Below are 16,274 nucleotides of genomic sequence, written 5' to 3'. Positions count from 1 at the left end.
GGTTAAAGTATGCCGTCGGCTTGACACTGAAGCCCCAAAATATCACAGAGCAAAAGCTGTGCCGACGCCCAAACCTCTTCGAAATGGGCCATTACAGGGGTCAAGGTTAACCATAAAATGAGCAGTCCACCAATCATAGTGATTGGGAAACCTATCGAGAAAATGTTCAGCTGCGGCGCGGCGCGAGTCATTACCCCAAAGGATAAGTTAACCAGTAGCAAGGCAATAATCGCCGAGAGCGACATGGTCAATGCCGCGCCAAACATATAGGAGCCCCATTCCGCTAGCGCGCGATAACTCGTCAAACTTAACCCTTGATTCGAAATCGGTAAGGTCTCAAAACTGGCGACTAACATTCGGATCATCAACAGATGTCCATCGACGGCGAGAAAAATCAACGTCGCGAGTAACAAAAAGAAGTTGCCTATCACAGGCGTTTGTTGGCCTGAGCCCGGATCAACCATAGAGGCAAAACCTAAGCTGGTTTGCATACCGATGATCTGACCCGTTAACACAAAGGTTTGCATCACCATTTGGGTTACAAAGCCCATGGCGACACCAATAATAATTTGCTGAGCGGTAATAAAAACAGCACTTAAGGAAAAGAGCTCCGCATCCTTAACGGGCGGTAATACTGGCGCAATGGCCAGAGTGATCGCCACCGCTAAGAGTAAACGGACTCGAGTCGGGGTTGTCGTAGCACCAAACACCACCATGACCATCAACATGCTGGTCACGCGAAACAATGGCCACATGTAAGAGGCGATAGTTTGCATTAAGGTGTCGAGCAGCAGCTCCATGGACTTAACCCACCACTTGGGGAATGCGGTTAACCATTTCGATAAAGAAATCCATGAGGGTTTGCACTAACCAGTGTCCCATAACCATCAAGGCTAGTAAGGTCACTATCAGTCGAGGCAAAAAACTTAAAGTCTGTTCGTTAATTGAGGTCGCGGCTTGGAACACGGCCACAATGAGGCCAATACCCAAGCCCGGCAGCACGATGGCCGAAACCATCATAACAATCACGGCTAAGGCCTCACGGAAAATATCGATTAGGGCTTCTGGCGTCATCGCGAATCTCCGCTCGTCTAACCAAAGCTATTGGCTAAAGTGCCCATCACTAGGCCCCAACCATCGACAAGCACAAACAACATGATCTTAAAGGGTAAAGAAACAATCATCGGCGAGAGCATCATCATACCCATGGCCATCAAGATACTGGCAACCACAAGGTCGAGCACTAAAAATGGCACAAACAACATAAACCCAATTTGAAAGGCAGTTTTCAGTTCGCTGGTAATAAAAGCTGGCACCAGAACACTCATTGGCGCTTCTTCTGGGGAATTAATGTTTTGATACCCCGAGATATCGATAAAGGTTTTCAGATCTGTGGTACGCACCTGCCCTAACATAAATGCCCGTAATGGCTCTTTGCCCTTATCGAAAGCCTGTTGCAGCGTGAGCTGCTCATCAATATAAGGCTTGACGCCTTGGTCATAAATTTTGTCGAACACTGGCGCCATAATGAAAAAGGTCATAAACAGGCTCATGCCAATTAAGACTTGGTTAGAAGGTGTCTGTTGTAAACCAATGGCTTGGCGCAAAATCGAGAGCACCACTATGATGCGGGTAAAGGAAGTCAACATAATGACCATCGCAGGAATAAAGCTCAGCGAAGTCATTAGCAATAGGATCTGCATGGTCACCGAATATTCGGTCGAACCATCGGCAGCGGTTTTTACGGTTACCGCCGGCAATACACCATCGGCCGCGCCTACCGATGCGGCAAACAACAGGGTACTAACCCCAATCAAGCTGAGTATGTACTTCATCATTGTTTTAATTTCGCCTGCCGTAGCTTGTCCGCAAAGGAAACGGACTCAATTTGGATTGGTTCAGCTAATTTATCGATTAAATTAACCTGTTGTCCGCTAACACCCAATAAATACTGTTGTTCACCGACCTGAACTAACACCAAACGCTCCTTTTGCCCAAGCGATGTGACAGCGAGGGTTTTCAGCACGCTGTGATTCGCCTGCACTAAATTAAATCGCCGCAGCAGGTACGCTAAGGCGAAGATAAGCAATAACACTAAAATAAGACCGCCTAGCATGCTCGCTGCGGCGGCCATTTGCGAGGGTTCAGCCACTTTCGTTGCTGTCGCGGCACTTTCGTTGGCAATGCCAGCAGCACTCGCCTGAGTCGCTGACACTAGACTGAGAATGACCGATGTGCTCATCTCGCTCCTTCAAACTTTTTCTTAATCGATGAATTACTTAAGCTTTTTAATCCGCTCAGTTTGACTGATCACATCCGTTAGTCGAATACCAAACTTATCGTTAACCACAACCACTTCGCCATGGGCGATAAGTGTGCCATTGACCATCACATCTAGCGGCTCACCCGCCACCCTATCTAACTCCACCACTGAACCTTGGTTCAGCTGCAGTAGGTTACGAATGCTGATATAGCTGCGACCAACTTCCATCGAAATCGTCACAGGGATATCTAAAATAGTGTCTAGTTTGGCGGCTTCAGCCTTACTGATTGGCTGCGAGTCGTCTACCAACTCGTCAAGGTCAATGGCATTAGCCTCTTCCAATGCCTGTTCGGCCATGGCTGCTGCCCAATCATCATCTGTACTCATCTCACTTCACCTTTATAATTCGGATATGTCTCTGGCTTTGCCTTTACGTGTCACTAATTGCAGTTCGGATTTGACCGTTTCAGGACGTGGGATTTTTTCGTAAATTTTAAGTGCTAGATTATCGCGTGAACGCCCCATTTTACAGCGATACGTCGGTAAGTCTTCGATTTTCATCATAATGTATTCAGGCAGTTCGATCGGAATAATATCCCCAGCCTTGAAGTTCATGACATCTTTGAGTGTGAGTTCATGCTCAACCACACTGGCATCAAATCCGACTTTCACATCCATAATTTCGTCATGCAGCGCCTGTGACCAACGCATGTCGGTGTCTTGTTTATCACTCTGCACACCCGCGTCAAGCAGTTCACGGATAGGTTCAATCATCGAATAAGGCATAGTGATATGGAAGTCACCGCCGCCGCCATCCACTTCGATGTGGAAGGAGTTAATCACCACCACTTCAGTGGGGCTGACGATGTTGGCCATCGCGGGGTTGACTTCGGAGTCTAAATAATCAAACTCCACGTCCATCACGGGCGCCCAAGCATCTTTATAGTCTTCAAAGATAATCTTAAGCAATAACTGCACAATACGACGCTCAGTTGGGGTAAATTCCCGCCCTTCAATCTTGGCATGGAACCGGCCATCGCCACCAAAAAAGTTGTCCACCAGAATAAACACTAAACGCGCTTCCATGGTGATCAGTGCCGTGCCTTTTAAGGGATTGAAACGCACCATATTCAAGCTAGTCGGGACGAACAAGGTGTGTACGTACTCACCAAATTTCAGCATTTGCACGCCGTTAATCGACACTTCGGCCGCACGACGCATCATGTTGAACATGCTGATCCGTAGGTGACGGGCAAAACGCTCATTCACAATCTCGAGCGTGGGCATACGGCCACGCACAATACGGTCTTGAGAGGAAAAGTCGTAGGAGCGAGCTTCCAGCCCAGCGGCATCAAGCTCATTATCCTCTTCGACGTCATCGACTCCGTGTAAGAGCGCATCAATTTCGTCTTGGCTTAATAAATCACTCACAGTATTGTCTTCGCCTCTTTAAGGTGCTGAAGATAAAAGGTTATTGCATTACAAAACCGGTGAAGAGTACTTTCTCAACCACTTTACGTCCGGTCACAGATTGCAAGGTATTTTGTACGCTCAGCAGTGCTAATTGTCGCAATTCATCTTTACCCGCCTGTGTACTTAACTTTTGCACATCGGCGCCACTAAAGGTGGTTAACAGCGCATCTTCAATCAACGGAATATGCTTTTGGGTCAACACATCATCGTCTTGGCCTCTGACCATCAGTTGCACTTTAATTTCAACGAGACGAGCACGGTCAGGCCCTGGGAGGTTAAATAAAAAGGGCCGTGGCATTGGCACATAGGCCGCCATTGCCGCATCGGCGGCAGGAGTGGTCGCCTCCGTTGCTGTAGCACCTTCGGCGGCAGCTTCGGGCGCCTCATCACTGCTACCGAGGAAAAACCACAGGGCGCCCCCAATCAACAGGGCTGCAAACACGCCCGCACCGATAAAAATAAACTTCTTCTTACTTTTAGGCGCTTCGGTGCTTTCAAGTTCTAATGATTCTTCCTTGGCCATTTTCTGTACTCTTTAATTGGCTAAATTCGGGAATGGGATCAGGGCTTGGCGCATAATCCGCTTTATTACTATAGGTTACCTTCTTAAGCGTAATAATCTATACCTGAATTTAAACTAGTTGCTTGATTTAAACCTAAATCTAGCTCTTCTGCCGAGAAATCATCCACATTTCCACCGCTCGAACCACCCGCTTCACCAAATCCCCCTTCGCGGCGTTGACCTTGGTCCCCTTGAGAAACATGACTGTCGGCCAATTGCATTCCCTGCTCCTGTAATAATTCACGTAGGCGAGGAATGGCTTGCTCTACAACATCGCGGGTTTGCGATTGTGTGACATGGAACTGCACTTGTGTCTGGTCGCCATGTACTTGTACTTTAACCAACATATGCCCAAGTTCTGGCGGATCTAAACGGATTTCCGCCTGTTGGATCCCTTGACTCACCATAGTCACTAATTGCTGCTTCATCACAGGCGAGAAGCGCTGGATCATCTCCTGCATTTGGTTTTGAGTTTCTACACCTTGGCGCAAGGAAAGCTGTACTTGAGGAATATCTTGACGCTGGGTTGCCGGCGTTGCCAAAGAATGCAGTGAAGATACCGCTTTAAATTCCACTGGCTTAAACTCGCTGCCCGTCTCTTCACTGCCAGAACTTAAAGCAGCAACTTGGCTATCTTGCTGCGCATCGAGAGTAACCGCTAACTTAGCGTCTTTTAGCAAAAAGCCTGCTGAAATCTCGGCGCGAGATGGGTTGTCGGCAGTAAGGCTCGGATCGATGGCGGTGGCAGCTGAGACATTAGTCGCTACATTAGTGCCTAAGGTATTAAGATCGTTAGTATTCGCGGCTGTGGCCGCATTCGTCGTTAATACATCACTCGCAGAGGCATTAGCCGCTTTAATTGGTGTTTGATTATCAACGACTTGGGACATCATACTTTGGGGTGCAAGAACTTTATCTGCTGGCTGCGTCGACACATTTATCGCCTTAGCGCCAATGTCTGTGGTACCAAGCTCTTTTCCCCCCAACACGGGCTCACCCTCGATGGGTAAAATATGATTCTCGGGCGGTTTAACGAACTTTTCGCTGCGCAGACCTGTAAGTAGTGCTGCATCATCAATCAAATGCGGATCATCAACTGAGGTGCCTTGAGTATCAGTTTCCGCTACAGTCACGGCCGCATCGACATCAGCCGCGTTCTGTTGTGAGGCTTGCTGTTGTAATAGCTGTGCGGTGATTTGCACAGTATTTTGTCCGGCCGCCTGTGAGGCAACTGGTTCAGAGTCTGGTGATTCAGTACTCACATCCACTTTTGTATTACCAAGGCTTGTGTTGGTAGGCTGAGCGAACTTAGCCATTTCATCGGAAAAAGTGCCGTCAATAATAGAGCTGTCGGTCTGAGATTGAGCATCGACCAATAACGAGGATGAGTCGGTATCGGCATCTTCAGTTGCCGCAATATCGGTCTCAAGCGGCAAAGACTCGCCCGGCGCTGCCGCTTTCTTCATCTCATTTGCCATACCAATCTGGGCGAAAATCAAGTTGATATCGGCGTCATCATCGGTATTGGTATCGTCAGTGCTGGCTTCCGCTTTGACTGTTTTGACGGCCACATCCTGAGACACAGGGGTTTTAGTCGAGGGGGATAATACGGATGTGACTGAAGCCAACGCTGCAGAAAAGTCTTCACTATTAGTATCTTGAGTCAATGCTTTACTTGAGCTAGCGCTATTTTTCGCGCTTGACGCTAATAGGATATTGTTCATTTGTTGCATATCAGCTCCTAAACGTTCACCCGAAGACATAAAAAAGTAGGGCAAACGTCAATTTATGCGGCTTTGGCCATCTCTGGCATAAAGCAAGCAAATAAAGTGCCAATAAGTGAGGGTTACATGTCGAAGAAACAACTTACACACGCAATGGCGAGCTTGGGTTAGGGTTTATTGCGGCGAAAAAACTGCTGAGAAGCAAATTCATCGGTCATCTTTTGCTCTTTTTTCAACTCAAGTGCTTGGCGTTTTTTTTCTTTCTTATCTAAGAGCAATTCAACCGCCTTACGTTTCTTTTGCTTGTCGAGCCAATGCTGCTGACGATAGTTTTTCTGCTTCTCACCATCGGCGACCACACGATTTTGTTGGGCAATGGCCTCATCGATTTGCCGAATAAAACGGTGGAATTGGTGATAATGGCTAGCACTGATGGCTTGTCCCTGCTGAGACTGCATCTGCTTCATATAGTCCAAGCGATAATTGTTGAGTGCATCCAACTGATTTTGGCGCTTTTGACACTCTAGTTGCGCCGACTTTAGCAGCAGTGCGGCCTGCTCCTCTGCATCGAGGGCTAATTTCAACACCAGTAAGAGGGGATCGGCATTCGCCATAACAGTCTCGATTATTTACATTGCGCCGCGAGTTGCCCAAGCATGACTTGGCTATCGGCAAAACTAAAGGCATCACGCATCGTCTGCCGTAAGAAGGCATTCATCGCAGGTTGCAGGCGTATAGCGTTATCGATTCGCGGGTCGCTACCTTGGGCATAGGCGCCAATCGAAATCAGATCCTTATTCTGTTGATAGAGGGAATAAGTCTGCTTGACGCGGCGCATGGCCTCTAAGTGCTCGTTCGAAATCACCATTGGGGCCACACGGCTGATCGAAGCCTCAATATCTATTGCAGGATAATGCCCAGAATCGGCCAGCGAGCGTGAAAGCACAATATGGCCATCGAGGATCGCCCGAGATGCATCGGCAATCGGATCCTGTTGATCGTCGCCCTCGGTCAGCACAGTATAAAATGCGGTGATGGAACCTTGACCAGGGCCGCCATTACCCGCCCGTTCAACCAAGCGTGGCAATTTAGCAAATACCGAAGGCGGATAACCTTTAGTCGCCGGCGGCTCCCCTACGGCCAGAGCAATTTCCCGCTGCGCTTGAGCATAACGAGTCAGACTATCCATTAATAACAATACGTTATAGCCTAAATCACGAAAATACTCAGCGATACGAGTCGAGGTTTCACAGGCGCGAAGGCGCATTAGCGGCGAGGTATCGGCGGGCGCCGCCACCACAACAGAGCGTGCTCTGCCCTTTTCACCGAGGATTTCTTCAATAAATTCTTTTACTTCACGGCCACGTTCACCCACCAGCCCCACCACAATGATGTCAGCTGTCGTGCCCCGGGTCATCATCCCTAACAGCACACTCTTACCCACACCCGAGCCCGCAAATAGGCCCATACGTTGACCCTTACCAACGGTTAGCATGGCATTGATGGCACGCACACCCACATCGAGAGGTTCAGTGATCGCACGGCGAGAAAGTGGGTTGATGGCGTTACTGTGCCTTGGCGCCTGCTGATCGGTCGATAACGCGCCAAGACCATCTAAAGGCACACCATTGCCATCGAGTACACGTCCCAATAGGGATAAGCCCACACTCAGCCCCGCCTGCTCACCTAAGGGGACGACACGGGCGCCGGGTAACACGCCGCGTAATTCCTCAATCGGCATAAGATACAGCAGTTCATCGTCAAAACCGACGACTTCGGCAATCAACTCTCCTGCCATGGTTTCGATTGAGCACAGGCTCCCCACGGGCGCACGACAACCACTAGCCTCTAAGGTTAAACCAACCACGCGCACCAATTGACCACTGGCGATAGCTCGAAACGGCGGGACTTTATCGATGCAATGATTCAGTTTATTCAGCAGTTGATGGCGGCGACTTTGCATCTTGCTCTCCATCAGCTTGCGACTCTGTACTCAGGGACTCGGTGCTCTGCGCCTCGTCACCTAGCTCTGCACTCGATACCCGTTTTGCGGCGTTTTCCTCATCGAGAGCCGCTTGGCGTTGTTGCTGCTGATGACTCAAATGGGACTGTTGATTACGTAAGGACTCAAACACCGCATCGATGCGCGAGGACAGGGTTAAGTCCACCAGCGAGCGTTGGCTGCTGATAATACAATCCCCCACCGTTAAGCTAGGATCGGCCTCTAATTGCCATTGGTTACGGTTCAATTGAGTACTGGTATATAACTGTTCCACCAAGGCAACATCATCGGGGTGCATACGAATACTGACGCTTTGCTCCTTGATTGGCAGAGATTCGACCCCTAAACGTAGCGCCGACAGGATTTGTTCTGGATGAGTTTTAAGTTCATGACCAATCACAGATTTAGCCAACGCCATAGTGAGTGTCATTAAGGAATGCTCAATATCGCCATCGAGTAATTGCAAAGGCTTTTCAAATTGACTTAGCAGCCCTTCAAAGCGTTGGATTAAGGTTTTAGCTTCGGCAAGCCCTGCCTCGAGCCCTTGCTCATGGCCTTGGGCTAGGCCCTCGGTATGTCCTTGCTCCAGCCCCTCTAGTCTGCCTTGTTCTAGCCCTTCGGCATACCCTTGCGTCTTACCTTCGTTAAAGCCTTCTTCTTCGGCTTGAGCACGAATATCTTCAATTTCAGCCATCGTTGGCGGCGCAATAGTTTCGGCTGCCACCGCCTTAGGCGCATGCTGCTGGGCAGAATAACCAAACAGGTTAGAAATACTCGCCTCTTCGGTTTCAGTGACATCGGGTAATTGCCAATGGCTGAACTCAATCTCCGAGTCGCTCACCACCCGATGGGACAATTTATTGTCGCTATTGTCACTCCGATTAGAGGAACTCATCGCCGCCACCGCCGCCTAACATGATTTCACCGCTGTCACTTAAACGACGCGCAATTGACAGAATTTCTTTTTGAGCGATTTCCACTTCGCTGATCCGGATTGGGCCCATGGCCTCTAAATCGTCACGCAGTAACTCGGCGGCCCGTTTTGACATATTGCCCAAAATTTTGTCTTTGAGCTGATCGTCGGTGCCTTTCAGTGCCTTCATCAATACATCCTGCTGCACTTCACGCAGCAAGGTTTGAATACCACGGTCGTCCACATCGATAAGGTTTTCGAATACGAACATTAAGTCTTGGATTTGCTGCGCCATTTCCTCGTCGGTTTCGCGCATGGTTTCCATCAACTGGCTTTCGACCCCCGTATCGAGGTAGTTCATAATGTTGGCCGCCGCCTTTAGGCCGCCCATCTTCGCTGCTTGCGCGCCGCCTTGACCGGCGAATTGTTTCTCCATGATGTCGTTTAATTCCTGCAATGCCGCAGGTTGCACTTCTTCAAGGTTAGCAATACGCATCATTAAGTCTAAGCGGGTATTCTCAGGGAATTGGCCGAAAATTTCCGCCGCTTGATCTGGCTCTAAATACGATAAAACAATGGTTTGGATCTGTGGATGTTCGTTTTGGATGATAGTCGCGACTTGGCGCGCATCCATCCATTTAAGGGAATCCAAACCTTTGGCGCCGCTGCCCATGATAATTTGTTCAATCAAATTACCAGCTTTGTCTTCACCTAGAGCCGCGGTTAACGCCTTACGAACGAACTCTTCGCTGTTAAAGCCAATGGAAGAATACTTTTGAATATCATCGAGAAACAGCTTATGCACCCCGATGACTTTTTCCTGCCCAAAGTCTTCCATGGCCGCCATCGCCATACCGACCTTTTGCACTTGTTTAGGTTCTAAGTGCTTTAAAATAGAGGCGGCATCGGCTTCACTCAAACTTAACAGTAAAATCGCCGTTTTTTCGATGCCACTGAGATCCTTAATATTGAAACTTGAGGTTTCAGCGGCGTCTTTTGATTTATTCTCAGCCATTGTCTTGTAACCAGTTTTTCACGACTTGGGTTGAAAGCTCGGGCTCATTGGCCACAAGCGCACGGATAGCTTTAATCATATCATCATCTTTATGCAGATTAGGGATAAGAATTGAGCCATCGTCGGCATAACTATACTCTGCTTCTTTGGTATTGAGCATCCCTAAGGTGTCGGCAGCGTATTGATCCTCAATCTCGGCCAGCTCATTACCCAATCTTGAATCCTCAGGCATGTTCACACTGTCTGGATAGATTAAGCGTTTCAGCATTGGACGCACCACGGCAAGGATCAGCACTAAGATAACTAAGGCACCGATACCTAACTTAACGGCACGCCAGAACCAAGGTTGTTCCCAAAGCTCAGGCGCAGGTACATCTTCAACCAATTGATCCATAAAGGGAACAGTGACCACCTCTAAAACATCACCACGCTGCGCGCTAAAGCCTACCGCGCCTTCCAGCAAACGGCGGATATTGGTGAGCTCTTGCTCGGTGCGGGCAACGCGCGCCACTTGACCATTCTCACCCGCAGCGCCAGGTTTAAAGTCCACAGCTACTGACACACTCACGCGACGCACTACGCCAATTTGCTGACGGGTATGGCTGATAGTGGTATCTAACTCAAAATTACGGGTCGCTTCGCGGTGCGAATTACCTGCCGTCACGCTTTCTGTCGCCTTGGTCGCATCCTGAGGAATATTCGATTCCATCGGCGGTTGGTTCGACAACGCGCCAGGAATACCGCCAGTTGAACCGCCTGTCGAATTATTCTCAACCGTCATTTCGCTACGTAGCGACGGTAAGTCAGGGTTAAAACGCTTAGCGGTTTGCTCGACCGCGGTAAAATCCATGCTCACATCCACTTGGGAGGTGAAATTATCTGGGCCAAGGATGGGTGAGAGAATCGAATCAATCTTGGTGCGGTATTCGGCTTCTTTTTGTTGAACCAACTCAAGCTCACGGCGCGCCCTGGCAGAGATGCCATCTTGGCTGCCAGAGTTCAGTAAACGGCCGTTAGAATCTGTGACGGTAACGCGAGATGGCTCTAAGCCCTGAACGGCGGAAGCAACGATATCCACAATCGCATCGACCTCTCCTTGGCCTAAACCGCCACGGCGAGTGTTAATCACAACGGTCGCACTTGGTTGCGCGGTATTACGTGCAAATACGTTTTCTTTAGGTAACGCTAAAATCACTTTAGCGCGACTAACACTTTGCAGTTGTTCAATTGCGCGGGCGAGGTTTTCCTCTTGGCTATGCTTAAGGCGAGCCTGCTCCATTCTTTGGCTCACGCCAAAACCACTGTCTTGGGTGAGGAAGTCTTTGTTTGAGGCGGCGGCACTATCAATACCCGCACGGCTCAGCATCATTTTAACTTCTTGGTATTTGTCCTCGGGCACCTTCACGACGTCAACATCGATTTGATACTTGATCTTATTTTTATCAAGCACGTCGAGCACTTGCACCATTTCCTGAGTTTCCATTTTACCCAATGGACGGTACTCAGGTTCCTGTGCCCAGATCATGACGAACACGGCTAACGCCAAACAAATGGCGAGGGCTAAAATCATGGTGATTTGACGCATCATATCGACGCCACCGAGACTCCCCAGCACGCCGGATTTATTTTCCTGTTGGACCCCTTGGTCCACTGCGCCGGCGTTTGATCCGACAATCATTTCTGTGCTCACGATTCGTACCTGCTAATTGCGTTATTCAAGGCCTAAACAGGCATGCTCATTATTTCTTTATAAGCTTCAACGAGCTTATTACGCACTTGGACTGTGGCTTCAAAGGCAACACTGGCCTTTTCGCGGGCGATAACAGTATCAGAAAGACTCACTGTCGTGTCACCCATTTCGAGCCTAGTCGCGAGATTCGATGAGGTTGACTGCAAACCGCTAACATTACCAATGGCTTGGGAGAGAAGTTGCCCAAAGTCAGCACCGCTGGTGTTATTCACTTGCTGCACAATATTATTGGGTGAAATCCCAAATGAGGGTTTGATCTCACCTTGAAGTGACTGCATTTCTTGCAGTAATGAATTCGCGCCAATTTGCATGTCGTGCTCCCCATCGTCGAGTTATTGACGATTAAACTCTCTAGATAAACAGAATATGCAAAAGCACGGCCAAGTTTTCACTCAGCCGTGTTAAAAAGAATTGAGGGAGTCGTCAAATATGAAATTGCCAAAGGGTGACCCCAGTGGCAATGGCTTTAGACAAGGTACAAAACACAACTTAGTTGGGCAATTGAATCCCCATATCGCGCATTCTGGCCATCTTGTATCTTAAGGTGCGCGCGCTGATCCCGAGTTTCTCGGCAACCAGCTTACGACTACCTTGGCATTGCGCTAAGGTTTCGAGAATGATCACATGCTCCTGCGCCTTTAACTCTTCACCTAAACCTTCCGGCTCGTTGGCGTATTCGGTGTCATCGGATGACAGAGGCACATCTTGGGCATCGATAATAATATCGTTGGCGGTAATCACAGCCCCAGCACGTAAAATTAACGCGCGTTGGACAACGTTATCCAACTCGCGCACATTACCCGGCCAGCGGTGACTGAGTAAACGACGACAAGCTGCTTCATCAAACTCAGGCAAATCAAGCACATTTAGCGCCTTGGCGTGTTTAGCGAGTAAATGCCGAGCTAAGGGCAAAATATCCGCAGGGCGTTGATTCAGTGCAGGCCAAGTCAGTGGAAACACGTTAATGCGATAATAGAGATCTTCCCGGAATTGCCCTGCGGCAACCACGGCCTTTAAATCCCGATTCGAAGTGGCAAGCACCCGAACATCTAACTTAATGGTTTTGCGACCGCCTAAACGCTCCACTTCGCGCTCTTGCAGCACACGCAGCAGTTTGGCCTGCAGTCCCAAATCCATCTCAGAAATTTCATCGAGTAATAAGGTGCCGCCCTGCGCCTGTTCAAATTTACCAGGGCATGCCTGATAAGCCCCTGTAAAGGCGCCCTTTTCATAACCAAATAAGGTCGCCTCAAGCATATTCTCGGGGATGGCCGCACAATTGATGGCCACAAACGCTTGGTCGGCACGGCTACTATGTTGATGAATATAACGGGCTAGCACTTCTTTACCCGAGCCGCTTGGTCCAAGGATCATCACGGAGGCATCGGATGCCGCCACCCGCTGTGCCAGAGACAAGAGTGCAAGACTTTTTTCATCGGCAACCACAGGTTGATCGCTATTTTGTTTGAGCGGTAAATAGCGGGAAACTTGGTTGAGCAACACCTCTGGAGCAAAGGGTTTAGCCAAATAATCGACGGCGCCCAATTTAATTGCACTGACAGCACTACCGATGGTGGCATATGCCGTCATCAGCAACACTGGCAGCTTGGGGTGATGCTGCTGTAAGTAGTTCAATAATCCTAAGCCGCCAATGCCCTGCATCTGCACATCGCTGATCACTAAGTCAAACTGATGTTGCTTCAATGCGATAATGGCTTCCTCGCCGGAGGCCACATCGATGCAGTCGTATTGCGCCAACATTAAGGTATCGAGCAAAGCCTCACGCAGGGACGCATCGTCTTCGACTAAGAGTAATTTGGCTTCAGACATAGGGTTTCTCCAGCGGCAATACAGCAGCCGATTTCGCCTGCGGGAAGGTTAGCGACACGGTACAACCTTTATTGGGCATACAACTCAATTGGATTTGTCCGCCATGATTGCGAACCACGGACTGTACGACGGCTAAGCCTAGACCCGTTCCTTGCGCTTTGGTAGTAAAGAACGGCTCCAACACTTTTTGTTGCATCTTGGCATCCAGCCCTTTGCCATTGTCGACCACATTGAGAGCTAACTGCTCGCCGATATCATTGGCGACGATTTGGATCTGCGTTGCCCCAGCTTCAAGGCTATTCATCACCAGATTATTCACGGCTGAACTGAGCGCGTTCACATTCGCCAGCATTAAACCGTGGGACGCATTAGTAACTGTCAATGCTGCGCCGCGCTGAGCCACAATCGGCTCACAGTTCGCCATGACAGTATTGATCACCTCATCAAGGTTAACTAACTCACCCAATTCATCCTGCCGTCCTTTGGCCATCAGCAGCATATCGTTAACTTGGCGTTCAAGCTCATTAAGTCTATCCACTAACTTCTGCTGAAATTTTGCCTTAGCAGATTCAGATAATTTGGGACTGGCCAGATTCGCAGCATAGAGTAGTGCAGCCGACAGTGGCGTACGCACCTGATGCGCCAGCGTCGCGACCATTTTGCCGAGGGCTGACAGACGCTGCAGATGGGAAAGATTCTTTTGCAGTAGACGAGTTTCGGTCAGATCCGTCAGCACAATTAATTGGCCCGGTTCTGGCGTTAATGGGGTTATCGCAAATTTGACTCGGCGGCCATTGCGTAATGAGACTTCATGACCATCATCGTCCTGTGGCGCAAACGCCGTATGGATCACATCAATCCAGCGGGCGCCGCATAACGGCTGCTCTAGCAATTCCACGGCAACAGGGTTTGCATCGGTGACAATACCGTCACCGTTCAAAATCACCACGCCAGAGGGCATAGCCTGTAAAATATGCTCCATCCGATTGGACATATTGGCGGCCTCACGCAGTTGGTTCCATTGTTTGCTAGTGTGCTTGAATGTTTCAAGTTGCGCTAGTGGATGGGCTGACATAGTCACTCCGTCAAAAAATTGCTTCTGACGGAGTGTTTGCAGATTCTATGCCAAATTAAGAAATGAATTTAGATAGGTAAAACAATAGGATAAACAACGTGAATATGACTATTCTTTCGTCATTCCGTACTTACGCATTTTTTCAACCAAAGTAGTACGACGAATACCGAGCATTTCTGCCGCGCGCGCAACAACGTTATCCTGCTGCTCTAACGCTTGACGGATCATGTCGATTTCAAGCTCAGCCAGCAGATCCTTAAGGTTGACCCCTTCCGGCGGTAATTCACTTGGGAAACGGGTTTCAGGAATTTCAACCGGCTCTTCACTGGTGAAGATGGATGCCAGCGCATCACGCTCCTGTTGTTCCTCACTGAGTTCGATGCTGTATTCTGGCACATCAATATGGCGATACTTGATAGGCAAGTCATTCACATCGACTAAACCGCCAGGATATAAAATCGTTAAACGCTCAACCAAGTTCGACAATTCACGCACGTTACCCGACCAAGCGTGCTCTTTTAACGATTCAATCGCACGTTGGGTAAAGCGAACTTTGCCACGTCCCTCGTTATAGACTCGGCTTACCAGCTCTTGCAACAGTAGAGGAACGTCATCCTTGCGGTCGCTTAGCGCAGGCATCTCAATCGGAAAAACGTTGAGGCGGTAATAAAGATCTTCACGGAACTCGTTGCTGGTGATCATGCTTTCGAGATCTCTGTGGGTTGCAGCGACAACACGCACATCAGCATTGATCGTCTTAGTGCCACCGACACGCTCGAACACGCGCTCCTGCAGCACACGCAGCAGTTTTACCTGCATCTGCAAAGGCATATCGCCAATTTCATCGAGAAACAGTGTGCCACCTTCTGCGAGCTCAAAACGGCCTTTACGCGAGCTAATAGCTCCCGTAAAAGAGCCCTTCTCATGACCAAATAATTCGCTTTCAAGTAGTTCTGGCGGAATCGCACCACAGTTAACCGGAATAAAAGGACCATCACGGCGTTCAGACAAGTAATGAATGTTACGAGCGACGACTTCCTTACCAGTTCCCGACTGTCCTAACACTAATACCGTCGCATCTGAAGTCGCAACTTGGCTAATCAAATGGCGAACATTGGCAATACCTTCACTGCGGCCCACTAAACTACGGAATAGTTTGGTTTGATTCGCACTGGTTGGCACTTGCGGCCGTTTAACCTGGCCATACACTTGGCAAAAATGCAGCAGTTCAGTGAGTTGCGGATAGTTTAATGGCTCTTCGATTTGACCAAGCACATTCGATACTTGCAGATCACCGACGTTGCCAAACAATAAAATAGGTTGCCACGGGTACTGATTAGCGAGTGATTTCAATGCCTCAACAGACATATTGTCTGTTGTCAGCACTAAGGCACGATAACGGGTATCTTGAAGACAAGAGCTCAACTTTTCGGTGGAGATGATTTCAATCTGCTCACCTAAAAATTCAAAAATGCAACACAGGCGACTTAAGCGCTCTGATGGGGTTCCGACAAGTAAAATTCGTTGATCTGTTTGCATCATTCAGTAGGCCGTAAAGCGCTAATTAGGTATCAATTCGCATTAATTATTTATGATTAGTTGCTGTAAAAGCTTAACAAATTCAATGTAACAATCTGTGCCACCATCACTACTGTGATGAATATTGT

General features: G+C 48.8%; 17 protein-coding genes. All 17 read right to left on the bottom strand.

The window, feature by feature from the left end:
- Positions 1-2: 2 nt before the first annotated feature.
- The gene (gene fliR / locus CBX96_RS08500) at positions 3-800 is read right to left on the bottom strand and encodes a flagellar biosynthetic protein FliR (RefSeq protein WP_089068185.1); all 798 of its coding nucleotides are present in this window, start codon (positions 798-800) and stop codon (positions 3-5) included.
- Between the two features lie 4 nt (positions 801-804).
- Positions 805-1,074 (bottom strand): flagellar biosynthesis protein FliQ, encoded by a 270-nt coding sequence (fliQ, locus tag CBX96_RS08495; RefSeq protein ID WP_011622080.1) that lies wholly within the window; start codon positions 1,072-1,074, stop codon positions 805-807.
- 17 nt (positions 1,075-1,091) lie between these two features.
- Positions 1,092-1,838: a flagellar type III secretion system pore protein FliP gene (fliP, locus tag CBX96_RS08490; RefSeq protein ID WP_089068186.1), complete on the bottom strand. Its 747-nt coding sequence runs from the start codon at positions 1,836-1,838 to the stop codon at positions 1,092-1,094.
- On the bottom strand, positions 1,835-2,242 hold the full coding sequence (fliO, locus tag CBX96_RS08485; protein ID WP_109286379.1) for a flagellar biosynthetic protein FliO: 408 nt from the start codon (positions 2,240-2,242) through the stop codon (positions 1,835-1,837). The genes fliP and fliO overlap by 4 nt, the downstream gene beginning before the upstream one ends.
- 33 nt (positions 2,243-2,275) lie before the next feature.
- Positions 2,276-2,650, bottom strand: a complete 375-nt coding sequence (gene fliN, locus CBX96_RS08480) for a flagellar motor switch protein FliN (protein WP_011622077.1) — start codon at positions 2,648-2,650, stop codon at positions 2,276-2,278.
- Between the two features lie 12 nt (positions 2,651-2,662).
- Positions 2,663-3,694, bottom strand: coding sequence for a flagellar motor switch protein FliM (gene fliM / locus CBX96_RS08475; RefSeq protein WP_109286378.1), 1,032 nt, complete (start codon positions 3,692-3,694; stop codon positions 2,663-2,665).
- Between the two features lie 40 nt (positions 3,695-3,734).
- Positions 3,735-4,259, bottom strand: coding sequence for a flagellar basal body-associated protein FliL (gene fliL / locus CBX96_RS08470; protein WP_109286377.1), 525 nt, complete (start codon positions 4,257-4,259; stop codon positions 3,735-3,737).
- 83 nt (positions 4,260-4,342) lie between these two features.
- Positions 4,343-6,031 (bottom strand): flagellar hook-length control protein FliK, encoded by a 1,689-nt coding sequence (locus CBX96_RS08465; RefSeq protein WP_109286376.1) that lies wholly within the window; start codon positions 6,029-6,031, stop codon positions 4,343-4,345.
- 158 nt (positions 6,032-6,189) lie between these two features.
- Positions 6,190-6,636 carry a flagellar export protein FliJ gene (gene fliJ, locus CBX96_RS08460; RefSeq protein ID WP_109286375.1) on the bottom strand — a complete coding sequence of 149 codons (447 nt, stop codon included), beginning with the start codon at positions 6,634-6,636 and terminating at the stop codon, positions 6,190-6,192.
- 11 nt (positions 6,637-6,647) lie between these two features.
- Positions 6,648-7,985: a flagellar protein export ATPase FliI gene (gene fliI, locus CBX96_RS08455; protein WP_109286374.1), complete on the bottom strand. Its 1,338-nt coding sequence runs from the start codon at positions 7,983-7,985 to the stop codon at positions 6,648-6,650.
- On the bottom strand, positions 7,954-8,919 hold the full coding sequence (fliH, locus tag CBX96_RS08450) for a flagellar assembly protein FliH (protein WP_109286373.1): 966 nt from the start codon (positions 8,917-8,919) through the stop codon (positions 7,954-7,956). The genes fliI and fliH overlap by 32 nt, the downstream gene beginning before the upstream one ends.
- On the bottom strand, positions 8,906-9,952 hold the full coding sequence (gene fliG / locus CBX96_RS08445) for a flagellar motor switch protein FliG (protein ID WP_109286372.1): 1,047 nt from the start codon (positions 9,950-9,952) through the stop codon (positions 8,906-8,908). The genes fliH and fliG overlap by 14 nt, the downstream gene beginning before the upstream one ends.
- On the bottom strand, positions 9,945-11,630 hold the full coding sequence (fliF, locus tag CBX96_RS08440) for a flagellar basal-body MS-ring/collar protein FliF (protein ID WP_181382174.1): 1,686 nt from the start codon (positions 11,628-11,630) through the stop codon (positions 9,945-9,947). The genes fliG and fliF overlap by 8 nt, the downstream gene beginning before the upstream one ends.
- Positions 11,631-11,674: 44 nt before the next feature.
- Positions 11,675-12,013, bottom strand: a complete 339-nt coding sequence (gene fliE / locus CBX96_RS08435; protein WP_011625692.1) for a flagellar hook-basal body complex protein FliE — start codon at positions 12,011-12,013, stop codon at positions 11,675-11,677.
- A 178-nt stretch (positions 12,014-12,191) separates the two neighbouring features.
- Positions 12,192-13,532, bottom strand: coding sequence for a sigma-54 dependent transcriptional regulator (locus tag CBX96_RS08430; protein WP_109286371.1), 1,341 nt, complete (start codon positions 13,530-13,532; stop codon positions 12,192-12,194).
- Positions 13,525-14,607, bottom strand: a complete 1,083-nt coding sequence (locus tag CBX96_RS08425) for a PAS domain-containing sensor histidine kinase (RefSeq protein ID WP_109286370.1) — start codon at positions 14,605-14,607, stop codon at positions 13,525-13,527. The genes CBX96_RS08430 and CBX96_RS08425 overlap by 8 nt, the downstream gene beginning before the upstream one ends.
- Before the next feature lie 108 nt (positions 14,608-14,715).
- Complete coding sequence (locus CBX96_RS08420; protein WP_011622065.1) at positions 14,716-16,149, bottom strand: sigma-54-dependent Fis family transcriptional regulator; 1,434 nt, start codon at positions 16,147-16,149, stop codon at positions 14,716-14,718.
- Positions 16,150-16,274: the final 125 nt, after the last annotated feature.

It is taken from the genome of Shewanella sp. BC20 (assembly GCF_003129585.1).
Classification (GTDB): domain Bacteria; phylum Pseudomonadota; class Gammaproteobacteria; order Enterobacterales; family Shewanellaceae; genus Shewanella; species Shewanella seohaensis.
This window is presented reverse-complemented; position numbering and strand designations above follow the sequence as displayed.